The 22473-nt window shown below is 62.4% G+C and carries 24 protein-coding genes; 9 read left to right on the top strand and 15 right to left on the bottom strand.

All coding sequences use genetic code 11. The features are described 5' to 3' along the window. The first annotated feature begins 120 nt into the window (after positions 1-120). From JSO19_RS02710 to JSO19_RS02725, 4 genes are read left to right on the top strand one after another with little or no spacing between them, the layout of a single operon-like run. Entirely contained in the window at positions 121-891 is a 771-nt protein-coding gene (locus tag JSO19_RS02710) for a hypothetical protein (protein ID WP_270909575.1), read from the top strand. Next, positions 891-1544, top strand: coding sequence for a hypothetical protein (locus JSO19_RS02715; protein ID WP_270909576.1), 654 nt, complete (start codon positions 891-893; stop codon positions 1542-1544). Before JSO19_RS02710 ends, JSO19_RS02715 begins: the two co-directional genes overlap by 1 nt. Then, a complete protein-coding gene (locus tag JSO19_RS02720; RefSeq protein ID WP_270909577.1) occupies positions 1544-2188 on the top strand; it encodes a hypothetical protein in 645 nt (214 codons plus the stop codon). The genes JSO19_RS02715 and JSO19_RS02720 overlap by 1 nt, the downstream gene beginning before the upstream one ends. Next, a complete protein-coding gene (locus JSO19_RS02725) occupies positions 2188-2415 on the top strand; it encodes a helix-turn-helix domain-containing protein (RefSeq protein ID WP_217136459.1) in 228 nt (75 codons plus the stop codon). Before JSO19_RS02720 ends, JSO19_RS02725 begins: the two co-directional genes overlap by 1 nt. A gap of 56 nt (positions 2416-2471) precedes the next feature. Here the strand turns inward: JSO19_RS02725 and cls are convergent, their stop codons facing one another. The 12 genes from cls to tilS form a co-directional block, all read right to left on the bottom strand. After that, positions 2472-3956, bottom strand: coding sequence for a cardiolipin synthase (gene cls, locus JSO19_RS02730; protein WP_270912085.1), 1485 nt, complete (start codon positions 3954-3956; stop codon positions 2472-2474). A gap of 195 nt (positions 3957-4151) precedes the next feature. Then, the gene (locus tag JSO19_RS02735) at positions 4152-4322 is read right to left on the bottom strand and encodes a hypothetical protein (RefSeq protein WP_217136460.1); all 171 of its coding nucleotides are present in this window, start codon (positions 4320-4322) and stop codon (positions 4152-4154) included. Positions 4323-4377: 55 nt separating this feature from the next. Continuing rightward, positions 4378-5922: a lysine--tRNA ligase gene (gene lysS, locus JSO19_RS02740; protein WP_270909578.1), complete on the bottom strand. Its 1545-nt coding sequence runs from the start codon at positions 5920-5922 to the stop codon at positions 4378-4380. A 61-nt stretch (positions 5923-5983) separates the two neighbouring features. Continuing rightward, on the bottom strand, positions 5984-6682 hold the full coding sequence (locus JSO19_RS02745; RefSeq protein WP_270909579.1) for a Rossmann-like and DUF2520 domain-containing protein: 699 nt from the start codon (positions 6680-6682) through the stop codon (positions 5984-5986). Beyond that, positions 6679-8298 (bottom strand): PH domain-containing protein, encoded by a 1620-nt coding sequence (locus JSO19_RS02750; RefSeq protein ID WP_270909580.1) that lies wholly within the window; start codon positions 8296-8298, stop codon positions 6679-6681. Before JSO19_RS02750 ends, JSO19_RS02745 begins: the two co-directional genes overlap by 4 nt. Beyond that, the gene (locus JSO19_RS02755; RefSeq protein WP_270909581.1) at positions 8295-8798 is read right to left on the bottom strand and encodes a PH domain-containing protein; all 504 of its coding nucleotides are present in this window, start codon (positions 8796-8798) and stop codon (positions 8295-8297) included. The genes JSO19_RS02750 and JSO19_RS02755 overlap by 4 nt, the downstream gene beginning before the upstream one ends. A 10-nt stretch (positions 8799-8808) precedes the next feature. Further along, positions 8809-9342 (bottom strand): DUF3180 domain-containing protein, encoded by a 534-nt coding sequence (locus tag JSO19_RS02760; protein ID WP_270909582.1) that lies wholly within the window; start codon positions 9340-9342, stop codon positions 8809-8811. Beyond that, positions 9339-9863 (bottom strand): 2-amino-4-hydroxy-6-hydroxymethyldihydropteridine diphosphokinase, encoded by a 525-nt coding sequence (gene folK, locus JSO19_RS02765; protein WP_270909583.1) that lies wholly within the window; start codon positions 9861-9863, stop codon positions 9339-9341. The genes JSO19_RS02760 and folK overlap by 4 nt, the downstream gene beginning before the upstream one ends. Continuing rightward, positions 9860-11086 (bottom strand): dihydropteroate synthase, encoded by a 1227-nt coding sequence (gene folP, locus JSO19_RS02770; RefSeq protein ID WP_270909584.1) that lies wholly within the window; start codon positions 11084-11086, stop codon positions 9860-9862. Before folP ends, folK begins: the two co-directional genes overlap by 4 nt. A gap of 10 nt (positions 11087-11096) precedes the next feature. After that, entirely contained in the window at positions 11097-13223 is a 2127-nt protein-coding gene (gene ftsH, locus JSO19_RS02775; protein ID WP_270909585.1) for an ATP-dependent zinc metalloprotease FtsH, read from the bottom strand. A gap of 104 nt (positions 13224-13327) precedes the next feature. After that, entirely contained in the window at positions 13328-13885 is a 558-nt protein-coding gene (hpt, locus tag JSO19_RS02780) for a hypoxanthine phosphoribosyltransferase (protein ID WP_270909586.1), read from the bottom strand. Between the two features lie 13 nt (positions 13886-13898). Continuing rightward, positions 13899-14939, bottom strand: a complete 1041-nt coding sequence (gene tilS / locus JSO19_RS02785; RefSeq protein WP_270909587.1) for a tRNA lysidine(34) synthetase TilS — start codon at positions 14937-14939, stop codon at positions 13899-13901. Between the two features lie 63 nt (positions 14940-15002). On the opposite strand from tilS, the gene ppa reads away from it, so the two are divergent. Beyond that, the gene (ppa, locus tag JSO19_RS02790) at positions 15003-15488 is read left to right on the top strand and encodes an inorganic diphosphatase (RefSeq protein WP_217136481.1); all 486 of its coding nucleotides are present in this window, start codon (positions 15003-15005) and stop codon (positions 15486-15488) included. Positions 15489-15616: 128 nt separating this feature from the next. Here ppa and JSO19_RS02795 read toward each other — a convergent pair whose 3' ends face one another. Next, complete coding sequence (locus JSO19_RS02795) at positions 15617-17056, bottom strand: M23 family metallopeptidase (protein ID WP_270909588.1); 1440 nt, start codon at positions 17054-17056, stop codon at positions 15617-15619. Positions 17057-17264: 208 nt separating this feature from the next. Here JSO19_RS02795 and JSO19_RS02800 point away from each other — a divergent pair, with 208 nt between their 5' ends. The 3 genes from JSO19_RS02800 to JSO19_RS02810 are packed head-to-tail and all read left to right on the top strand — an operon-like array spanning position 17265 to position 19514. Then, positions 17265-17987 carry a glucosamine-6-phosphate deaminase gene (locus JSO19_RS02800; RefSeq protein ID WP_270909589.1) on the top strand — a complete coding sequence of 241 codons (723 nt, stop codon included), beginning with the start codon at positions 17265-17267 and terminating at the stop codon, positions 17985-17987. Between the two features lie 15 nt (positions 17988-18002). Next, positions 18003-18641 carry a hypothetical protein gene (locus tag JSO19_RS02805; protein ID WP_270909590.1) on the top strand — a complete coding sequence of 213 codons (639 nt, stop codon included), beginning with the start codon at positions 18003-18005 and terminating at the stop codon, positions 18639-18641. Between the two features lie 12 nt (positions 18642-18653). Continuing rightward, positions 18654-19514 carry an NAD(P)H-dependent flavin oxidoreductase gene (locus tag JSO19_RS02810; protein WP_270909591.1) on the top strand — a complete coding sequence of 287 codons (861 nt, stop codon included), beginning with the start codon at positions 18654-18656 and terminating at the stop codon, positions 19512-19514. Positions 19515-19519: 5 nt separating this feature from the next. Here JSO19_RS02810 and JSO19_RS02815 read toward each other — a convergent pair whose 3' ends face one another. Continuing rightward, complete coding sequence (locus JSO19_RS02815) at positions 19520-20035, bottom strand: flavin reductase family protein (protein WP_270909592.1); 516 nt, start codon at positions 20033-20035, stop codon at positions 19520-19522. Between the two features lie 172 nt (positions 20036-20207). On the opposite strand from JSO19_RS02815, the gene JSO19_RS02820 reads away from it, so the two are divergent. Continuing rightward, positions 20208-20864 carry a pentapeptide repeat-containing protein gene (locus JSO19_RS02820; protein ID WP_270909593.1) on the top strand — a complete coding sequence of 219 codons (657 nt, stop codon included), beginning with the start codon at positions 20208-20210 and terminating at the stop codon, positions 20862-20864. Here the strand turns inward: JSO19_RS02820 and JSO19_RS02825 are convergent. Beyond that, positions 20861-22321, bottom strand: a complete 1461-nt coding sequence (locus JSO19_RS02825; RefSeq protein WP_333734899.1) for a DEAD/DEAH box helicase — start codon at positions 22319-22321, stop codon at positions 20861-20863. The genes JSO19_RS02820 and JSO19_RS02825 overlap by 4 nt on opposite strands. Positions 22322-22473 lie beyond the last annotated feature (152 nt).

The raw sequence follows: 22473 nt of genomic DNA on the forward strand, positions 1-22473 counted from the left end.
CAAGTAGACCAAGAAAAGAGCAACAAACGCCCCCACGACGAAATTCGGGGTTGACAGACTTGCCAGCAATCCGTCACCATATCGATTAACGTTATTATCGAATATCGATATGGAGACAGCATGCAGCAGCAACCCAACGCCGCAGCGAAGATGACGGCCGCAGAAGCCGCGAGGGCAACGGAACCAGCAGAAGCAGCGGCGACAGCGACGCCAGCAAGGAAAGCGGTCCCAGGAGCAACGCACCCCCTCGGCGCGGCCGACCGGATCTCGCTGTGGGCGTTCCTCGGGCTTGGCGCACTCGGTGCGGCTGCGGGGGTTGCGGTGAGCGTCGCCCGCATCGCTGAGGTTGTCGGCACTGGCGAGGTGGCAGTGAAGACCGAGGTGCTCGAGGCCAGCCCACAAACGCTCAGCGACGGGGTCGCCGCCACGGTCGAGAGCATCACGCTCACCGTCAGCGATCTGCCCGCGTCGGCCTTGGCGCCCGCGATCGCCGGGTCAGCGCTCATGATTGTCGGCATCATCGGCATCGCGGTGGGCCTCGGCTTCGTCGCCCGCAATGTGCTTCGAGGCAGTGTGTTCAGCCGCGGCACCGCGGTGGCGATCGGCGCGACGTGGATCATTGCGCTCATCACCTTTACCACGCAACCCATGCTCACCTTCATGACAGCGGTCGAAACCGTCGCGGGAATCGGGGCGGGAACAGGCACAGGCACAGGCTCCGGAACCGACAGCTTCGACGGCGGGCACGGCTGGGCGGGGCTCAGCAAGCTCACACCGGCCGTCTCATTCTCGATTCTGCCGTGGATCTTCTTTGCCATCGTCGGCGCCATTACCGCACACGCATTCGCCGTCGGGGCAAAGCTTCACCGAGAAACCGAAGGACTCATCTAATGTCACACAGCACGCAGTCAGAGTTCCAACAGCAGCGCAGGCTCAAGCCCGATGCCTTCACGGTTCTCGTCATGGGCGTACTCGCCGCCGCGAGCGTCATCGCAATCACCGTCACAACATTTCGCGACGCCTTCACCCCGAACGGGATCATGTGGCGCCTGCCAGTCAGCGAGGCGCAAGTCACCGCCGAGGCCCTCACCGCATACGGTTCCGGTGGGCCGATCTCGGCCGAGCCGGTCTCGGGAACGCTCACGACGATCAACGTACTCGTCACGCAACTGAATCCGCTCTCGACCATCGCACTCGGCGCCACAATCATCGTCGCGTGCCTGACGGGTCTGTGCGGCATCGTCTGTACGGGCGGTATCGCCTGGGCATTCCTGCGCGGATCCTTCTTCTCGCGAGCGACAAGCAGGCTCGTACGAACCCTCACTTACGGGCTCGCAATCGGGGCGGTCACCGCCTACGCCTGCTGGCACCTCGCAGCGAACGGCGTCGAAGGCGCCCTCAACGTTCGCTCACAAGCTCCTGCCGGCGGCATATGGTGGGCCTGGTATGCGGTTATCCTCTTTATCGTGTGCTCACTCGGCCTGCTCGACATCGCGCTCGCAAGGGCCCTGCGCATGCAAGAAGAAGTCGAAGGACTCGTGTAATGATCATCCAGAAATCACTCGCGACCGCACTCATCACCGCAGCAAGCGTTGTTGGGCTCGTCGCCCTACTCTATGCGTTGCTCATCACCTCGTGGAGCGTCACAAACCCGGTCGGCGGATCATTCTCATTCACAGCCGCCGTCGCCATGCCCGAAACGAACGAGATTGCCGGGCTCAGTGGCCTCGGGGGCAGCCGCGTCTCCCATGACACTGCACTCGTCGAAGGGTTCGAACCGCTCATTCTGCCCCGAGTGCTGACCGGCGTCGCAACCGCGCTTCCCTTTGCGACCGTCATTGCCGGGTGCTTGGGCGTCATCGCCCTCACGCGTCGCCTCGTCGGCCAGCGCCCCTTTGCCCGCACCGGGCAGGTGTTTCTCGCGGTCATCGCGGGTCTCAGCCTCGTGGGCTCGGTCGTCATTCCGTGGTTCACCGCACTCGCCGCAGAGGTCGCTCTCACAGAGCTCGGCCTGCCCAGCAGCGGCGAGGCCCCTTCTGCAGCCGGGTCGTGGCTGGTGGCGGGCCATTACTCTCCCTTGCAAGACACCGACTGGCCGATGCTCGCGCTCGGCGTGGTGCTCGGGCTCGTCGCGATGCTGTGGGCTCGGGGTGTGCGGTTACAACGCGACAGTGAGGGGCTCATCTAGTGCCGCCCGAAGAGACCCATGCGATTCGCTGCCACCTCGATGAGTTGCTCGAGGCACGAGGGATGACGCTCACCGAACTCAGCGAGCTTGTTGGGGTGAGCGTTGTGAACCTCTCGGTCCTCAAAAATGATCGCGCCAAGGCTATTCGCTTTACAACGCTCACGGCCATCTGCCGGGCCCTGAACTGCGACGTTGGCGATCTGCTGAGCCAGGCTCCGCAGGCATAGCTGCGCGCCGGGGCGACTGCGCAAGCTGCGACCCGCGAGCCGCGATCCGCAACGGGCTACTGCAGGGCCGACGTGAGGCGAGCCAGGTTGTCGAAAAGCTGCGAGCGCAGGGGCTGCTGCGACCATTCCTCGTCGAGCAGCTCGCGCGAGTTCTCGCGGTAGTAGTCGTTGACCTCGTCGAGGTCGCGCACGAACTCGGTGCCGTGCACGATCATCGATACCTCCATGTTGAGGCCGAACGAGCGCTGATCCATGTTCGAAGAGCCCACCACGGCAACCTCGGTGTCGATCGTGAAGTGCTTCGCGTGCAGAATGAACGGCGGCTTGTACATGAAGATGCGCACGCCAGCGCGCAGCAGCTCCTCGTAGTACGAGCGCTGCGCGTGGTACACGAGCGGCTGGTCGCCGATTTCTGACACAAACAGCTCGACCTCGACGCCACGCGCGGTCGCGGCACGAAGCGCGTTCATGATCGACCCGTCGGGCACGAAGTACGGGCTCGTGATGCTAATGCGGTGCTGCGCCGTGTAGAGCAGCGCGACGAAGACCTGCAGGTTATTTTCGTTCGCGTAGCCGGGGCCACTCGGCAAGATCTGGCAGTCGAGATCGCCCGGTTGCTTCGTTTCGTCGTCAACGAAGGTTTCAAACGGCGAGAGGTGCTCGAGAAACTCGCCGGTCTCGATGTACCAGTCGCCTTGGAAAACTGCTTCGAGGCCAAGCACGACGGGGCCCTCGAGCCGAACCATAAGGTCACGCCAGAGAAGCCCCCGGCGCAGGTTCTTTTTGAGGTTGTACGAGGCATCGATGATGTTGAGCGAGCCCATGAAGCCGACCTTGCCGTCGATGATCGCGAGCTTGCGGTGGTTTCGCAGGTCGGGGCGCTGGTACTCTCCGCGCCACGGGCGAACCGGAAGCATGTACGACCACTGCGCGTTCATGTCGTCGAGCTCTTCGCGCGTCTCTTTGCCGTACATGTTGCGCACCGAGGCGATGTGGTCGAGCAGCACACGCACCTCTACCCCGCGCTCAATCGCGCGACGCATCGCGTCGAAGAGCACCCGAGTGGTGTCATCGAGCGCAAGAATGTAAAACTCAATGTGTACGAAGGTCTCGGCCTCGTCGATGGCCTTCGCGATGTCGAGCAGCGACTGCTCATAGTTGATGCTCATCGACGCCGCGTTGCCAGAGAGCATCGGCTGGGCCCCGAGCCTCGTGCCAAGCTTGACCGCCGGCACGAGTGCGGCGGGAAGGTCGTCGTGATTCGAGACGAGCTTGTTGTTCTCGCGTTCGGCGATGCCCGTCACGAGACCGTTGATCGTCTCTTGCTTCTCGGTGCGGTGCTTCGGCAGGCGGTTACTGCCGATCACGAGAAAAAGCAGGAAGCCGGGGATCGGCAGCCAGAAGATCGCCATGAGCCAGGCCATGCCAGAGGTTGGTCTGCGGTTGCGCGGCACAACGAAGAGGGCGGTGATGCGAAGCAGGTTGTCGACCACCGTGAGTGTGATGGTCCAGGCAAGCGCGAAAGAGCTCAGCCCCTGCATATCAAAAGGTATCACCGTGTAGCGTCTCCTCGCCCAGTTCGTGGGCAACCGACGCCCCTATGTCCATGCACCATAGTAACCTAGGCCGCGGCACCGCGAGCGCCCAATTTCGCCCAAAAACGCACAAACGCCGCCGCAGCCAGCGTCCCGCGGTGAGGCGGTGCTTGGCTGCGACGGCGTTGAGACGGCGAAGGGCTACTGCTTCGGTGGCAGGCCGGCCTTCGCGCGCTCTTCGTTCTCAATGTCTTGGAACACGCGGCGTTCGCTCCGGTCGGCGCGCAGGATCAAACGCAAGACCCATGCGAAGAAGAGACCAATGAGCAGGGTCGGCGTGATCGCCCACACTCCATCTAAAAAGACATCCATAGTGGTGACTGTACCTGGCTTTCCTGAAAAGAACGGTGGCGATTGCCTTGCGGCGCTACTTCACGAGTGGGAACAGAATCGTTTCGCGAATGCCGAGGCCCGTGAGTGACATGAGCAGGCGGTCCATGCCCATACCCATGCCGCCAGCGGGTGGCATGCCGTGCTCGAGTGCGCGCAGGAATTCCTCGTCGATCGGGTGTGCTTCGTCGTCGCCCTGGGCCGCGAGAGCAGCCTGCTCGACGAAGCGCTCACGCTGAATCACGGGGTCGGCGAGCTCTGAGTACCCGGTCGCGAGTTCAAAGCCGTTAATGTACAGGTCCCACTTCTCGACGACGCCCTCGATGTCTCGGTGCTGGCGCACGAGCGGGCTCGTCTCGACGGGAAAGTCCATCACGAAGGTCGGGCGCGTGAGCCCACCCTTGACGAAGTGCTCCCACAGCTCTTCGACGAGTTTGCCGTGATTGGCGTGGGGCACCTGGACGCCCTCGGCGTCGGCGATCTTCTGCAGCTCGTCGACGGGAGTCGCTGGGGTAACCTCGCGGCCGAGTGCCTCTGAGAGCGTGCCGTACATCGAGATGCGATCCCAGTTACCGCCGAGGTCGAAGAGCGTTCCGTCAGCCCACAGCACCTCGTGCGAACCCTCGCGCTCGGTTCCCTCGTTCACCGCGAGCGCCGCATTCTGAATGAGCGTTTGCGTGAGGTCTGCGATCGAGTTGTAGTCGCCGTACGCCTCGTACGACTCGAGCATCGCGAACTCGGGGCTGTGCGTCGAGTCTGAGCCCTCGTTACGAAAGTTTCGGTTAATCTCAAACACACGCTCGATGCCGCCAACGAGCGCACGCTTGAGGTACAGCTCGGGAGCAATACGCAGGAAGAGCTCGGTATCGAAGGCGTTCGAGTGAGTCACGAACGGGCGCGCAGCGGCGCCGCCGTGCATCACCTGCAGCATCGGGGTTTCGACCTCGAGAAAGTCGCGCTCGGCGAACGTTTTACGCAGGCTCGCCATGGTGCGTGCACGCGTCACGACGTTCACGCGAGCCTGCTCGCGAACGATGAGGTCGAGGTAGCGCTGACGCACCCGCGTCTCTTCGTTCAGTTCTTTGTACACGTTAGGAAGGGGCGCGATCGCCTTCGAAGCGATCTGCCACTCGGTCACCATGATTGAGAGCTCGCCGCGGCGGCTCGAGATGACCTCGCCCTGGACGAAGAGATGGTCGCCCAGGTCAACGAGCTCTTTGAAGCTTGCGAGTGATTCTTCGCCCACCTCGGCGAGGCTCACCATCGCCTGAATGCGGGTGCCGTCACCTGACTGCAACGCGGCGAAGCAGAGCTTACCCGTGTTGCGCTGAAACACGACGCGGCCAGCAACACCGACGGCCACGCCAGAGCGCGAATCGGCCTCTGCCTCGAGCTTGCCGAACTCAGCGCGCACCGCGGGAATCGTGTGCGTGATGGGCAATGCAACGGGGTATGCCCCGCCGCCAAGGCCGCCCTGGGCGTTGAGTTTGTCACGCTTAGCCATACGTACGGCTTTCTGTTCGAACACTTCCTGTTCAAACTCGCTCGCATTCAGTTCTTCTGGCTGAGTCGTGTCAGTCACTGGCATCCTTTGAGGTCGGGCGTAACGCCTTGGGTATCAGACTTGACCAGTCTAGCTGTTCTTACAGGCCCTCATCGCGTGGGGCTTCAAGCAAGACTTCGTCGAGCGCCGCACGCGCGATGCTCGCTACGGTTCGCGACGACATCTCGATACCGAGGTCGGTGAGCGTCGCAACGGTTTGCCGCGCAAGCGAGGCCGTGAGCTCACCAAGAGCCGTGGTCGCGTCGGCGTACTCTGCTCGCGCTTCTTCGGCCACGATCACGGGCTCGGCACCGATCTCGACGGCAAGTGCCTGCGCGATGGGCAGAACCGGCGCAGGGGCCGTGACGGCAACGGTGGCCTCGTGCAGCCTGGCCAGGTCGAGGCTCGTGCCGCTGAACACCATCGCGGGGTGAAACGCGAGCGGAATCACACCGCTCTGCATCGCTGGTGCAAACACCCCGTACCCGAACGCTGCCGCGGTGTGCATGACGAGTTGTCCCGGCTGCCACGCCCCGGTCTCGGTGAGCCCGTGCACGAGCGCTTCGAGTTCACCCGCGGGTATCGCGAAGATGACGAGCTGCGAGTCACGCACGATTTCATCGGGGGTGCGGATCGGAACGCCCGGCAAGAGCGCCTCTGCACGCTCGCGATTTTCGTCACTCACCGCGCTGATCGCAAGAATCTCGTGCCCTGCTCCCGCTAGCGCACGGCCGAGCACGGGGCCAACACGACCCGCGCCGATGATGCCTATGCCGAGGCGCCCGGCAGCCCCCGTCACTGTTCGGGCTCCTCCACGGCCGCGTGCCTGGGCGCGCGCCTCGGGGCTTCGTCGCCGCGCTGCACCCTCACTGCGGTGTTCGCAAGATAGTTCCACCACTGCTGCGCGTCACTGCGGGCGAGTCCGCGCATCTGGGCGCTCACCGGCCCCATGACGGTGTGCAGCACGATCGTCGCGAGGCCGAGCCAGGCGTGCACCATCGGCCGGTGCAGCATGATCGACTGCGCACGGGCAATGGGCAGCATGACGAGGTGCCTCGTGAAGGCGCCCCGACGAATGCGCACGGTCGCGTTCAGCGTGTCACCATGCGCGATCGAGATGCCGGCCCGACGACGGCCAAAGAGCAGGAGGAACGCCGAGCGTGGCCCCGCCTTCGTGAAGCCGGTTCCTGGCCCATCGAGTGCATCAAGCACCCAGTGCTGTTCGCCCGGCTCGCTGAGGTGCGGTGCGATAAGCCCGGCAACCGCAAGAACATCGTCGCGTTTACCCACCGGCAAGACGACGTTTTCGAGCACGCCCTGGTTACTGTTGCCCGTATTCGCGGCGGTGCTGCCGGCGGTCGTGAGGCGAATGCGCCACCAACCGAAGGGGCGCCACCACAGGGGCTGAGAGATATCGATCGCGTGAATACGGTGCCGGGGAATCGTGTCGGTCGAGGTCGAGGTGAGTCCCGATCCCGTGCGAATGCCATTGCCCGACTGCGAGATGCTGAAGTTGAAGCCCTTATTGAAGCGGCTAATCAAGATGCCGGCGAAGGCGATCACGATGGGAATCAGCGCCGTGAGCACGTACCAGCTCAGCGATGCCGCGAGGAACGGTAGCAAAATCACGGCGAGATATAGGAACATCGCCTCGTGGCTGAGCACGATCGAGCCGACGAGGCGGCCCGCTGACACCTGCACGAGTGAAACCGCGTTCTCATCGTCGTAGTCAATGTCGCTGTCGACGAACTCCTGCGCGCGGCGGTCAAGCTCTTCGGCGAGAGCACTGCCCGAGGCTTCCTTCGCGGCTTCGGTTCCCGGCGCTGGCTTGCCCGCTGAAACGGCGGCCGCCGTGCGCAGAATCTGCTGCCGCACGTCTTTGGCGACCCCGTGCGACAGGAATGCGAGGGCAACCTCGCCGTCTGATCCGCCGGTCTGCACCTGAATTTTTGTGAGGCCGAAGAGCCGCGCAATGAGCGGACGCTGCAGGTTCACCGACTGAATACGGTCGAGCGGAGCCCTGCGGTGCTTGCGAAAGAGAATGCCCTTGCGCATCTCGACCGCGCTGCCATTGATCTGATATGAGTGGAAGAACCAGCTGAGCCAGGCGAAGCCGAGCACGATGATGATGAGGCCGAGCACGCTGAGTGCTACGACGAGAATGAGGTTGCTCTCGAACCAGCTTGGCTCGCCCCATTCGCCCTCTGGCGTGTATTCGTTGCTCCACGTGCTGCCAACGAAACGGTTGATGAACACGTCGCGCATATTGGCGATGATGATGCCGATAACGATGACGAGCACGAGGCCGCCATCGATGATCGGGGTGAGCGGGTGCAGCCTCTGCCAGGTGTCTGGCTCGACCGCAACCTCGGCGGCTGCCGGTTCGGGAGCCTCAGAGTGAGCGTTGTGGGTCACAGGCCTGACCGCCTCGTCTCAGCGAGTGCCACGAGCTGGTCGCGCAGCTGCTCGGCGTCTTTCGTTTTCAGGCCGGGAAGCTGCACACCGGTTGCGGGAGCCGCCGTCACAAACTTCAGCGAGGCGAGTCCGAGCATGCGCAGGAGCGGGCCGCGGGTGACGTCGACGAGCTGAAGGCGGCCGTAGGGCACCGCGATAATGCGCTCGAACATGATGCCACGGCGGAAGATGAGGTCGTCTTCGCGCAGCATGTAGCCGATGGCTTTCACACGGCGAAACGCGAGCGCCGACGAGATGAGCACGATAATCGCGACCGCGGCAACCGCAAGGGTGTACCAGATGAGCCATTCGTCGGCGGCGACCGCGAACACAAACACGAGAACGCCGATGACGATGCCCCCGGTGATGAGGTTGACGAGCAGATCTGCTACGGCATACTTCGGCGAAACGCGTTGCCACTCACGGGCGTCTGACTGAAATTGAGGTTCAAGAGTTTGCACGTGGCTTAGTTTAGTCTTTTGGCCGTTCGTATGCTTGCGCAGTTCCGTGTTCTGGGCCTTCTGCGCGCTCATCTGACGCGCTCTTCTCTGCCCCGTCGTCAGGCGGTATTCGGCAAACTCGCTCGGCGAACAGCCCCGCGATGAGCAGCACCAGAGCGGTGAGCGTTGTGAGCCCCATGGGCAGCCACACCGCGGCAGCGAGCTGCGTCACTCGGCCTGCAATCATCACGAAGAGGCCGAGCCCAAAGCCCGCGAAGAGCGCTCCAGTGAACTGCGACGCCCAAGCGGCGGCCAATAGCCGCACGGCGTGAAAGGGGTTTACCGTGATCGTGCGCGTGTCGACAATCGCGCGCTTGAGCCGCAAGGCGAGCACGATGAGCAAGACCGCGATAACGAGAAGCGACGCGGGCAACGACAGCGGCGGCGCAAATGGCGCAACGCCTACGCCCGAGCGATACGTTTGCAGAAGCAGGCCGATACCTGCGCCCACAATGCCAAAGACCACGAGGGTGAGGGGGTTCAGCTTGCGCGCCCCGGGGTTCATGCCGAAGCCCCGTCATAGGCAGTCGTGGTGTCGCCGACTGCTTCAAGAAGGTCTTTCACTCGCCCGTGCCCCATGAGCACGGCGTGGGGGTCAAGGTCGTTCCACGGCGAGAGCACAAAATCGCGCTCGTGTGCCCGCGGGTGCGGAACCCGGAGCCGTTCATCGGCGATGGCCTTGCCGCCGAAGACGATGATGTCGATGTCGAGGGTTCGATCGCCCCAGACGACCTCGCGGGTGCGCCCGTGGTGTTGCTCGACGCTCTGCACGAGATCGAGCAGTTCGTGTGCGCCAAGGGTCGTCGTGAGGGTCGCAACCCCGTTCAGATACTTTGGCGCGTCGGGGTCGGGCCCATCGATTCTGAACGCGATCGTCTCACGCAGCGGGGAGGCCTTGACCTCGCTCACGCCTGCCGCGTTCGCGATCATCATTTGAGCTTCGCGGATCGTCGCTTCCCGGTCGCCGAGATTCGCGCCGAACGCGAGCAATACCGTGGTGAGCTGTTTCATGGGGGTGGCGCTCATCGTGCACGCTCCCTCGTGACCGTAATGGAAACGTCGTGGAAGGGCACCGTGATGGGTGCCTCTGGTTTGTGCACCGTAACGGTGGTGCGCCGCACCCCGGCGAACGAGAGGGCGACTCCCGCGAGGCGTTCTGCAACGGTCTCAATGAGATCGACCGGGTCACGTTCGACCGAGGCGACGATGGCCTCGGCGAGTTCCCCGTAGTGCACGGTGCGGCTGAGGTCGTCGGCGGTGTCTGCGAGATCAACCTCGACCTCGGCGTCAATGACAAACTTCTGGCCGTTTGCCCGCTCAAAGTCAAATACCCCGTGGTGCGCGAAGGCTTCGAGCCCTGTGAGTCGAATCGTGCTGAGCGCACTCCACGTGGCGGGTTTCGGGTCGGCGAGAGGCACGTCACGAGTCGGCGAGGTGGCTGCGCTCCCCCAGGCCTCGGTCACCGCGAGTGCCTGGACTGTCGCCGCGACGTCGTGCACTCGCACGCCCCAGGCTCCGGCTCTGGCACTCAAAGCACTCACGACGCTCGTGGCGAGGTCCCGCTCAGTGGCGGGTTTATCGGCCCCAGCGATCTCAGCGAGCATGCGTTTGCGCGATGCTCCAATGAGCACCGGGTAGCCGAGAGCCGTGATCTCGCCGAGCCGGCGCAAGATCTCCCAGCACTGTTCTGCCCTTTTATCGAAACCGAGGCCGGGATCAAGCACGATGTTCTCGCGGGCGACACCTGCGTCGAGGGCCCGTTGTGCGTTTGCGTTCAAAGTCGCAGCAACCTCGGCCACGACATCGTCGTAATTCGAGCGGTCATGCTCTGGGTCGGGAATGCCCCGCCAGTGCCCGATGATGTAGTAAACCCCGTCAACATTGGCCGAGAGTCTCGCGACCGTGTCGACCATGGCCGGGTCATATTCGCCGCCAGACACATCGTTCACGTAGCGCGCGCCGGCGAGCACGGCAGCTTCTGCGGTACTCGCGCGCAGCGTATCGACCGAGAGGCAGATACCCTCGCGGGCGAGGTCGCGGATGACCGGCAGCACCCGACGCTGCTCTTCAGCAGCCCCGATCATCGTTGCCCCAGGCCGCGTCGACTCACCGCCGACATCGACGATCGAAGCGCCGAGTGACGCGAGCTCAACGCCCCGCTTCACGGCGGCCTCGTGCTCGGCGAACCGGTTCGCATCGCTAAACGAGTCTGGCGTAACGTTGAGCACGCCGAGCACCTTGGTCGCCATGCGAGACCGCTTACCGGCCCGAGTCGGTGTCGGGGTCTTCGACCACACCGAGGTTCTTCGGCACAGCCCCACCACTGCTCGGTGCGGGTGGGTTCTCGCTCTGCGGGTGAGCGTCAGGCTGTTCACCAGCCGCTGCGTCACCCGAGGTGGTCGAAGCCTGCGGCTTGCTCGAGGTATCGGTATCGAGGTTTGCAATCGTCACGGCTTCACCATCGGTGCGAACCGCTTCAGGCACCTCAACGGGAGGGCGCTGCGAGACCGGGCGGTCTTCGTGTGAGAGCCATACCTCGCGCTTTGGCAGTTTCTGCACGTCAGCAAAAATCTCTGCGATCTGGTTGTGATCGAGGGTCTCTTTTTCGAGCAGTTCGAGCGCGAGACGGTCGAGTACGTCACGGTTAATATTGAGCGCTTCGTACGCCTCGTTATGAGCCTGCTCGAGGAAGGCGCGAATCTCAGAGTCGACCTGAACGGCAATGCCTTCTGAGTAGTCCCTGCTTGAGCCGAACTCACCGAGGTATGAGGGGCTCTGAGCCTGGCCAAGCTTGACCGGCCCAAGCGTCGCCGACATACCGTAATCGGTCACCATCTGGCGGGCCGTTGAGGTCGCCTTCTCGATGTCGTTGCCCGCGCCGGTGGTCGGGTCGTGGAACACGATTTCTTCGGCAACACGGCCGCCGAGCGCGTATGCGATGCGATCTTGCAGCTCGTTGCGGCTCACCGAGTACTTGTCGTCGAGCGGCATGACCATCGTGTAGCCGAGTGCCCTCCCTCGCGGAAGAATCGTGATCTTCGTGACCGGGTCGGTGTAGTTGAGCGCGGCCGCGACGAGCGCGTGACCGCCCTCGTGGTAGGCCGTAACAAGCTTCTCTTGGTCGTTCATCATGCGCGTGCGTCGCTGCGGCCCAGCAACAAGACGGTCGATCGCCTCGTCGAGCGCGCGGTTATCAATGAGTTGCGCGTGAGAGCGAGCGGTCAGCAGCGCAGCCTCGTTGAGCACGTTCGCGAGATCAGCACCGGTGAAGCCAGGAGTCTTTCGTGCGACGACCTCGAGGTCAACGTTCTTCGAGAGCGGCTTTCCCTTTGCGTGCACCTCGAGAATTTGCAGGCGCCCCTTCATGTCTGGTGCATCAACACCGACCTGGCGATCGAACCGGCCTGGGCGCAGAAGTGCAGGGTCAAGCATGTCTGGGCGGTTCGTAGCGGCAATCATGATGATGTTGATGCCCGGCTCGAAACCATCCATCTCAACGAGCAACTGGTTCAGCGTCTGTTCACGCTCATCGTGACCGCCGCCCATGCCCTGACCGCGGCGTTGACCTACCGCGTCGATTTCATCGACAAAGATAATGGCCGGTGCGTTCTGCTTCGCCTCTTTAAAGAGGTCACGTACACGGCTCGCACCAACGCCGACGAACATCTCGACGAAGTCTGAGCCAGAAATCGCGTAGAAGGGCACGCCGGCCTCACCAGCGACCGCCCTCGCCAGCAGCGTCTTACCCGTACCGGGAGGGCCGTAGAGCAGCACACCCTTGGGAATCTTGGCGCCGACTGCCTCGTACCGGGTCGGGTTTTGCAAAAAGTCTTTGATCTCGTGCAGTTCATCGACGGCCTCGTCAGCACCGGCGACATCGACAAAAGTCACCTGCGGCGTCTCTTTAGCAATGAGCTTCGCCTTCGACTTACCGAACTGCATGACCTTGTTGCCGCCCTGCATCGATGAGAGCATCCACCAGAAGAAGAGGCCAATGAGCAACAGTGGGAGGAGGAACCCGAGCATCGAGAGCCACGGGTTCGGCTTCGGCACCTCGTCGGTGTAGCCGTCTTTGAGCTTGGCGTCGGTGACCGCCTCAACGACGGTGTCACCGCGCTGCGAAACGTAGTAGAAGAAGACCTCTTTACCGTCTTTTTTGTCGGCCTTCGTGAGTTCAACGTTCACGCGCTGGTCACCATCGATCATGGTGACCTTCTTGGCCTTGCCATCGGTGATGTAGGCGAGACCGTCCTGGGTCGAGACCTCTTTCATGCCTCCGCCGGCCAGCAGCGACCATCCGAGCAGCACAATGAGGGGCGCAAGGATGAAATAAATGAGCGGCCCTTTAAAGAGCTGCTTGCCTTTGCCCTGTGTTGTTTCGGCCAAGATGAGCGCCTTTCGTCAACGAATATGCCCGGCGGGTAATAGTTTCGAGATTACCCCGCCGGGCATGGAAATCTGCTGGAGTTCTGCCGTAGGCGAACCGAACGTTATTTTTTCTCGTACATGTGCGGTGCGAGAATCGCAACATCGCGCAGGTTTCGGTAATCCTCGGCATAATCGAGCCCGTAGCCGACCACGAAATCTGGCGGAATATCGTAGCCAACGTAGTCAACCGTGATCTCGACCTTTGCGAGCTCAGGCTTGCGAAGCATCGTCACAATTTTGACCGAGCGCGCGCCGCGGCTCAAGAAGTTTTCTTTGAGCCATGAAAGCGTGAGCCCTGATTCAACGATGTCTTCAACGATGAGCACGTCACGGTCGGTAATGTCGGCGTCGAGGTCTTTCAAGATGCGCACAACGCCGCTCGACTTCGTGCCTGCACCGTACGACGACACCACCATCCAGTCCATCTGTGCGTGAAAGCGCAACTCGCGTGAGAGGTCAGCCATCACCATGATCGCGCCCTTGAGCACCCCGACGAGCAAGGGCGGCTCACCCGGGTAGTCGGCTTCAATCTCGCGGGCCAGCTCTTCGAGCCGCGCCTTGAGCTGGGCCTCGGTATACAGAATTGTCGCGAGTTCGCCCGACAGTTGCTCTGAATCCATGCGTTCCTTCTTTCTAGAGGATCGTTCCCGGGTGGTCTTCTGCCCCGGGCGCCGCGCTCATCACGATGTATGCGCCCTCGCGCTTCACGCGAATGCCGGGCAGGTGCAACGCACCCTGGCCTTTATAGTCGGTCACGAGTTTAGCAACCTCGAGTGTGTGCTGTCGGGTGAGCTGTACACCAAACTCGGCTTTGGCGACGTAGCGAATGATGCGGTTGCGCAATGCCGCGGGATTGGCAAAGAGCGCACCAGAGTGCACCGCAATGCCCGCCTCGGCTGGCTCAACGATCTCTTCGATGATCTCGCTGATCATCTCGTCAAACGCCTCGCTGTCTTCGCGCGCAAGCTCTGCGGTACGAGCGAGCGAATCGACGATGCCGGGACCGAGCTCGGCCTCAAGCACGGGAATCACGCGATGGCGCACCCGTGATCTGGTGTAGGCCGGATCTTCGTTGTGCGGATCTTGCCAGGGGTCAATGCCCGCGTCTTCGCACGCCTGAGCGGTGGTCTGGCTTGAGACACCGAGGATCGGGCGCACAAAAAGCCCACGCTTCGGTGGAATACCGGCGAGCGAACGCGAGCCTGATCCGCGTGCAAGGGCAAGGAGAACCTGCTCTGCTTGGTCGTCTCTCGTGTGGCCGAGAAAAATGCGCACCGCTCCCGTTTCACGAGCTGCGTTGCGAAACGCGGTGTACCTTGCCGAGCGAGCAGCCGATTCAGGCCCGTCACTGTGCTCTGTCACTTCGACGCGGGTCACTATCACTGGATCAAGGCCAAGGTTTCGTGCAAGCGTCGCGGTCTTCTCTGCGACCTCAGCCGACTCAGCCTGGAGCCCGTGGTCGACGATCACGGCGCCAACGCGCAGGCCAGCTTTTTCACCCTCGAAGGCTGAGGCAGCGGCCAAAGCAAACGAGTCTGGGCCCCCCGAAAGGGCCACTAAGACGAGTGATTGAGCGGGCAAGGCGGCCTCGTCGAGGGCCTCTCGAACCGCGAGACGGGTCTCGGCAACCGCCGGTGTTAGCCTGGGAAGACGATCATTTGGAGCAGTACTCATGCATCTAAGGTACCGCTATCGGCTACTCTTATGGTGTTTGTTCACGATTCGAGAGGAGCCAGCATGGCTGAATTCGATGCGGTAGTAGAGATTCCTAAGGGAAGCCGCAACAAGTACGAGATCGACCACGAGACCGGGCGCGTGTACCTTGACCGCGTTCTGTACACCGGATTCGTTTACCCAGCAGACTACGGCTTCTTCGAGAACAGCCTGGGCGAAGACGGCGATCCGCTCGACGTTCTCGTGCTGCTCGACTACCCGGTCTTTCCCGGCGTTGGCATCAAGGTGCGCCCCGTAGGTGTGCTGCGCATGAGCGACGAAGCTGGAGGCGACGACAAGGTCATCGCCGTGCAGCACAAAGATCCTCGCTGGACCCACATTCAAGATGTGAACGATATTCCCGAGTACACGCGCAAAGAGATCGAGCACTTCTTCGAGCGTTACAAAGACCTCGAGCCCGGCAAATGGGTCAAGGTCGACGCTTGGGGCACTGCGGCTGACGCAGAGCAGCTCATTCTTGAGGCGATCGAACGCGCCAAGACGGCGTAACAAGCGTTGCCTTCGGGCAACCGGCGCTCATGCGCACGGCATGCCTTCGAAAAACACAGCGCCCCGGTTCTCCGTGAACCGGGGCGCTGTGTGTATGTCTCGGGTGTTAGCCGCCGCCAGGGGCGCTACTAGAACCAGATTCCGCGATCGCTCATGAAGTAACGCGGGTTGGTGTAGATGCCGTTGACCATCGTTTCGTAGTGCAGGTGGTTACCGGTCGAGTTGCCTGTCGTGCCAACGTAGCCAACGATCTGACCTGCGCCCACGCTCTGGCCAACCCAGACCGAGGGTGACTGCACCATGTGGCAATAGCTCGTTGTGACATTGCCGTGCGAGATGCGCACCGCGTTACCGCAGCCATACCACCAGCCCGAGAGCACCACGGTTCCGCTCGACGCGGCATAAATAGGCGTCCATGCCGGAGTTGCGAGGTCGATGCCGGTGTGGCCGTAGTAGCCCATCCACTCGGTCGAGACTCGGTAACCGGCCCCACCAAGTGGGTGCACCCAGCCGCTGCTGCCGACGTTACCGCCGCCACCGCCGGTGTTGCCACCACCGGTGTTGCCACCGCCGCCGCCACCGCCAGTGTTGCCGCCACCACCGCCGCCGCCTCCACCACCGCCGCCGCCTCCACCGCCGCCGCCGCCTCCACCGCCGCCGCCGCCATTCTGGGCAGCCTGCTCTGCGGCCTTTCGCGCTGCTTCTTGAGCCGCGCGGCGTGCCTCTTCAGCGGCTTTTCGTGCCGCTTCTTCGGCTGCACGACGACGCTCTTCTTCAACCCGCAGGCGTTCCTGGTAGCCATCGACGGTTGTAGTCTCGGTGTCTTTCAGGGCCTCAAGCTGCGCCTTCAAGACCTTCTCTTGCTCTTCTTGCTTGGACAGGTTCTGGCGCTCGACCTCAACAGCTTGCGCTGCTTCATTCGCTTCTTTCTCGGCGACTTCGTGCAGGCGCTCTCGCTCCTGTTGAGCATCTTCAGCCTGCTCACCGAGCTGCTTCGCGTTGTTCATCGCGTGCTCGGCTTCCTGCGAGATCGAGGTGTTTCGCTCGGTGGCTTTCGACATCATGGCAAGACGGTCAAGCAACGCGTCAGCGGTTTCGCCGTCGGTTTCGAGAAAGAGCTCGACGTTACGATCAATGCCGCCGGAGCGGTACATCTGTGAGACAAGCGCGGCAGCCTGCTCTGCGGCCTCCTGCGCCTTCGCTTGGCTTTCGGCAGCCTGCTTCTCGAGCTCCTCAGCCTGAGCATGGGCGCGCTCGTAGTCCTGCTGCGCCTCGACGGCGACCTGCGATGCATCGGCAGAACGCATACGCGCTGCTTCAACGCGGTTTTCGACCTCTTTAATGAGGCCCTCAATTTCGGTGATCTTCTTCTTCCCTGCAGAAGTATCGTTCTTTGCCTTCTGCACATCGGCCCACGTGGGCAGGTTGAGATCATCGTTCGCAGCGTGCGCGGGCGTCTCAATCTGAGGGATGGCGATGGTGGTTGCCACCACCGAGAAGATCGCAATCGCCCCGAGGCGGCGTTTCCAGGCGCCTCGACGAGAGGTCTTCATCGTAGTGTTTGACATAGTCTCCCCGAACTTGAGTCACAAGAATTCACGGTCAGACTATCACCCCGCCCTGAAACGCAAGGAAACACTTACTGCAGAGAGGGTGCACATTTCGAGCGGCACCCGGTGTTGCACGAGCCACTTCCCAGCCAAATCCATCTAGGCTATGGAATGCAAGATCGTGCAGGAACGAACCGTCTGCACTCCCCTATCAGAAAGGTTCACCGTGACCATTCAGGTGTTTCAGTCGCTAGCCGAGCTCGGCAAATCTGCGGGTGCGCAGATCGTCGCCGTCATCGAGGGCAAGCCTGACCCTGTTATCGGTCTCGCAACAGGGTCGTCACCGATTCCCGTGTACCAGGGTTGGGCCGCCGTAGCCCAGGAGCGTGGCATCGCGATGGATCACGTCGCCTGTTTCGCGCTCGACGAGTACAGTGGCCTTGAAATTCAGCACCCCGAGAGCTATCACAGCGTCATCGCACGCGACGCCACCGCGGTTATTGGACTCAACCCCGACCTCGTTCGGGTGCCCTGCGGCCTTGGCGATGTCGCGGCCAACGCGGTCGAGTATGACGAGGCTATTCGGGCCGCCAGTGGCATTGACCTGCAGATTCTTGGCATTGGGCGCAACGGCCATCTTGGCTTCAACGAACCAGGCTCTCCCTTCGACTCACGCACTCGTGAAATCGATCTCATGCCCGAGACGATCGCCGACAACGCACGCTTCTTTGACAGCATCACGCAGGTACCGACCAAAGCGATCACGCAGGGTCTTGGCACCATTCTCGAGGCGTGCGAGCTGATCGTTGTCGCAACCGGTGAAGCGAAGGCCCCTGCTGTTGCTGCCGCTTTGAACGGCCCTGAGACGGTCGATCTGCCCGGCAGCGTTCTGCGCCGTCACCCAAACGTCACCTGGTATCTCGACGAGGCCGCCGCCTCACTCCTGTAGCAGAAAGGCACGACCGTGCAGCACCCGAAGCAGGTTCAGCGCCGAGCACTCGAAATCGTTACCCTCGTGCTCGCGACGGCCCTCATCGTCGTGGTGCTGTGGCTCGACATTCGCACGACATTCTGGCAGGAGCTTGTCATTGTCGGCGGTATTGTCGCGGGTTTTGTCACCTTCTTGTTCACGGTACTCGTGATCGACAAGGTGCTTGCACGGTCAAACGCCAGACGGTGGGCACCGGTGACCCGGCTCGCCCTCACCGAATTGCTGCACGGCATTGCCGATGAGCATGAGAGCGAGATCAGCCGCGGCCACATCGTGGCGCACCACCTGCGCATCGATGCAGAGGCCGCTGATCTCGACGCAGCCCTTCACGCGCTGCGCGTTGAGGTGCTTCACGAGCGCCGCAAGCTCTCTGCGGCGCTCGGCACATGGACGACGTTCCTGGCTTCGAGCGATGATCACCAGGACTTGCTGCTCCACAGTGCCGATGCTGCGGCCCACCTCGATGAGATTCGTGATCTCTCACTCGAGGTCGAACGACACCCCTCTGATGCATCAATCTCCGAGCTCACGATGCTGCTCGAGCGCCGCAACCAAGGTCTCGATGCCCTCGTTAGAGAGCTCGGCGATCGCCTCGGAGCCCTCCAAGAGTAAAGGAGTCGTCAATTGAACGCTGATGTGCACGCCGCATGGTGGCGAAGGCTCGGAGCAGACGTTCCCCTTATCAATGCCCCGATGGGAGGCGTCGCTGGCGGCAAGCTCGCAGCGGCAGTATCGCAGGCCGGCGCTCTGGGAACCCTCGGCATGGGCAGCTCGGGTTCATTCGAAGCGCTCACCCGTGAGCTCGCTCGCTATCGTGAGGCTGGCGGCGACGGCCGTTTTGGTATTGGACTCGTCGACTGGGGCATCGCTCAGGACCCCTCCATGCTCGACCTTGCCCTCGACGCACGACCCATGCTGCTCTCGGTGAGCTTTGGCGACTTTTCGGCCGAAGCACCGGCGCCCGAGTGGATCGCACGTGCCAATCACCTTGGCATCGCGACGGTCACCCAGGTCGCCAACGCTGCAGAGGCCGAGCAGGCTGTTCTCAACGGCATCGACGCGGTCATCGCACGTGGCCTCGAGTCAGGCGGTCACGGTGCGCCAGAGCACGAGCGTGACGCCCTTCTCACCTCGGTGCTCGAGACGGTCGCGGGCCGGGTCCCGGTGCTCGCGGCTGGTGCGATCTCAACTCGTGACGACCTCGCTGAGGTGGTACGTTTGGGCGCGGCAGGAGGCTGGGTTGGCACCGCATTCACCGCATGCCCTGAGTCGCTCACAAACGACCAGAGCCGCGCCACCCTGCTCGCGGCAGGCGAGGGCGACACTCACGTGACTCGAGAATTCGATATCGCCCTCGGTTTGCCGTGGCCCAAGCGCTTTCCCGAGCGCGTCATTCGAGAGAGCCCGGTGAACGCCGGGATGGGCATCGGTGCGCTCACCGAAGTGCGCACCGCGAAAGCGGTTGTCGATTCGTTTCGCCTGTAGCGTTTCTACTCGACGGGCAGCGCTTCGAGGCCGCCACCAGAGAAGAACGTGCGATCGCGGTAGACGAGCGGTGTCGCAGGCTCGCCCTGATACGTGTCGAGCACGTTTGCCAGAATGAGCACCGATGGGCCCACGGGAAGGGTTTCTCGAATCGTGCACCGAAGCGCCATTGAGGCGCTCGGCAGGTACGGCTCGCCGGTCGGCAGTGTCTGCCACCCCTGTTCTTCGGTGAACCTTGGTGAACCCGTGCGTGCAAAGTTCATCGCGAGCTGAGCTTGCTGGTCGGTCAAGAAGTGCACCACGAACGTTCCGGCAGAAAGAATACCTCCCGCACTCCCCGTCGAGCGCGTCACTGAGAACGAGAGCACTGGCGGATCAGCACTGACCGAAGCAATACTCGAGAGCGTCAGCCCGACCAAACCCTCAGCGGTGTTGCCCGCTACGAGCGCGACGCCCGCTGGGTGCAACCGGAACGCGTCTTTAAACCGCTGAATATCGTCTGGTGTTGCCGGATAGCTCACGTTGACCCACTCTCCCCTTGAACGGCTGGGCGCCCAGCGCCACTCATGTACCTGTACCACTGTACCTTCGAGGGCTCTCTGCCCGCTGGCAGTGTTGACGACAAGACCGAGTAGCAGCAAACGGTGTGCCGTGCGCTAGAAAAGTATCAGAGGTACCCCGTACGATGCTCCCATGACCAAAGCCCCCATCGCCCCTCGACTCACACCGCTCAACCTGCACACCCTCGCATCAGGTACCGAGAGCGAGTTGCACGACCGCGGAAGCTACGAGGCGCTCCGCTTCGATGGCTGTGACCTTGAAGGGTTCAACCTCGCAGGCTCAACGTTTGAGCTCTGCGAGTTTCTCCGCTGCAACGCGCACAACACCGATATTCGCTATGCGCGATGTATCGAGACCCGCTTCGAGCTGCTGAGCGCCCCCGTGCTCAGCGCACGCTCGACGACCTGGCGCAACTGCGAGGTACATAGCTCACGCCTCGGCGTCGTCGAGATGTTTGACGCCGAGATCTCAGAACTTGCGATTGAGGGGTCAAAGCTTGGTTTGCTCAACCTTCATTCTTCGACGATCAACGATCTCTCGATTCGCGATTGCCATATTGAAGAGCTCGTGCTCGACAACGCCTCCCTCACGAGGGTCTCATTCTCAGGCGTCACGGTCGACAAGCTTTCCCTCCGCGGGGCAACCTCGCGTGACGTTGACCTGCGTGGGCTCGATTTTGCTGGCATTGAGGGCGTCGAGTCGATGAAAGGGGTGACGGTTTCGTCGTTGCAAACGACCGAGATGGCGCACCTCTTTGCGCGCCACCTCGGCATCAGCGTTTTGGGCTAGCGGCCCGAACCGCGGCGCTGGTTACCCTGGCGCTGTGCTCCCTGGGGTCGGCTACCATTCCGGCCGCTGGCAGGCCCGTTGCCGCCCTGTCCCTGACCGCCACGCCCGCCGCGGCTTTGGCCGCCACTGTTACCGTTACCGCCCTGGCCGCCACCGGCCGCACCCTGACCGCCACGGCGCTGGCGCTTGCGCTGAGCATTCGCCCCCTGTGACTTGCCCTGGCCGGCACCGTTCTGGCCCATCGCTTTCTGCCTTCGTGCCTCAACCTCGCGAGGGTCGACCCGCTCGGCGACCTCGCCGATGAGCTCGATGACTTCGGGGTCCTGAGGCGTGACTTTGCGGGGTGTGGCCTGAATCTTTGCAGCCCGCATGAGCTGCGCCATCTCTTTGCGCTGCTCAGGAAGGCAGATCGTGACCACGTCGCCCTCTGAACCGGCACGAGCCGTGCGGCCTGAGCGGTGCAGGTACGCCTTGTGCTCGACCGGCGGGTCGATGTGCACGACAAGCTCAACGCCATCGACGTGAATGCCGCGAGCAGCGACATCGGTTGCCACGAGCACCTTCGCCTCGCCGGTTGCAAACTCCTTGAGGTTTCGCTCGCGTGCGTTCTGCGAAAGATTGCCCTGCAGTTCGACCGCTGGAATACCGGCCTTCGTGAGCTTCTGAGCAAGGCGCTTTGCCTGGTGCTTCATGCGGGTGAAGAGAATACGTTTGCCGGTTCCTGAGGCAAGCGCCTCGATGAGATCTTCTTTCTCGTCTTTACCGGCAACGTCGAACACGTGGTGGGTCATCTGAGCGACCGGCGACTCGGCAGGATCGACCGAGTGCATGACCGGGTCGGTGAGAAAACGCTTTACAAGCTTGTCGACACCATTATCGAGCGTTGCTGAGAAGAGAAGTCTCTGGCCATCTCGTGGGGTCTTCTGCAAAATGCGCGTGACCACGGGCAAGAACCCCATATCGGCCATGTGATCAGCCTCATCGAGTACGGTGATTTCAACGCCGTCGAGGGTCAGAACGCCCTGCTTCATGAGGTCGTCAAGCCGGCCCGGTGCGGCAACGACGATGTCGACGCCCTGCGCGAGAGCATCCTCTTGCCTGCGCTGCGACACTCCACCAAAAATCGTGGTGACGCGTACCCGAGCGGGCTTTGCGAGCAGCGAAATCGTATCGGCGATCTGCGTGACGAGTTCACGGGTGGGAGCAAGCACGAGGCCCCTCGGGCGGTTTGGCTGACGAAGCTCGGCCGCGTTGACCGCGAGACGAGCGACAAGAGGAATGCCGAACGCGATCGTCTTGCCCGAGCCGGTGCGCCCACGGCCAAGAACGTCACGCCCCGCTAGCGTGTCTGGCAGCGTGTCGCGCTGAATCGGGAACGCCTCGGTTTTGCCGTCGGCGGCGAGCGCCGCTGCCATAGATTCGGGCACGCCAAGATCAATAAAAGTAGGGTTCGTCACACGGACCTTTCACGGGATATGCATCGTGAGGGTAATCTTCGTGACCCCTCTGCCCTGAGAGTCTAGCGCGCCACACGCTTCTTCCGCTCTGTTCGGGCTGTGCTGAGCCCGAACACCACCTGAATGTTCAGCCCCTTGTTCATGCGGGGTTT

The organism is Leucobacter sp. UCMA 4100 (assembly GCF_027853335.1).
Taxonomy (GTDB): Bacteria; Actinomycetota; Actinomycetes; order Actinomycetales; family Microbacteriaceae; genus Leucobacter_A.

Bases quoted from the DNA above. Each gene is read 5' to 3' on its own strand.
- JSO19_RS02710 (WP_270909575.1), top strand. From the start codon at position 121: ATGCAGCAGCAACCCAACGCCGCAGCGAAGATGACGGCCGCAGAAGCC.
- JSO19_RS02715 (WP_270909576.1), top strand. From the start codon at position 891: ATGTCACACAGCACGCAGTCAGAGTTCCAACAGCAGCGCAGGCTCAAG.
- JSO19_RS02720 (WP_270909577.1), top strand. From the start codon at position 1,544: ATGATCATCCAGAAATCACTCGCGACCGCACTCATCACCGCAGCAAGC.
- cls (WP_270912085.1), bottom strand. From the start codon at position 3,956: ATGCAGGGGCTGAGCTCTTTCGCGCTTGCCTGGACCATCACACTCACG.
- JSO19_RS02735 (WP_217136460.1), bottom strand. From the start codon at position 4,322: ATGGATGTCTTTTTAGATGGAGTGTGGGCGATCACGCCGACCCTGCTC.
- JSO19_RS02760 (WP_270909582.1), bottom strand. From the start codon at position 9,342: ATGAACCCCGGGGCGCGCAAGCTGAACCCCCTCACCCTCGTGGTCTTT.
- folK (WP_270909583.1), bottom strand. From the start codon at position 9,863: ATGAGCGCCACCCCCATGAAACAGCTCACCACGGTATTGCTCGCGTTC.
- folP (WP_270909584.1), bottom strand. From the start codon at position 11,086: ATGGCGACCAAGGTGCTCGGCGTGCTCAACGTTACGCCAGACTCGTTT.
- hpt (WP_270909586.1), bottom strand. From the start codon at position 13,885: ATGGATTCAGAGCAACTGTCGGGCGAACTCGCGACAATTCTGTATACC.
- tilS (WP_270909587.1), bottom strand. From the start codon at position 14,939: ATGAGTACTGCTCCAAATGATCGTCTTCCCAGGCTAACACCGGCGGTT.
- ppa (WP_217136481.1), top strand. From the start codon at position 15,003: ATGGCTGAATTCGATGCGGTAGTAGAGATTCCTAAGGGAAGCCGCAAC.
- JSO19_RS02795 (WP_270909588.1), bottom strand. From the start codon at position 17,056: ATGTCAAACACTACGATGAAGACCTCTCGTCGAGGCGCCTGGAAACGC.
- JSO19_RS02820 (WP_270909593.1), top strand. From the start codon at position 20,208: ATGACCAAAGCCCCCATCGCCCCTCGACTCACACCGCTCAACCTGCAC.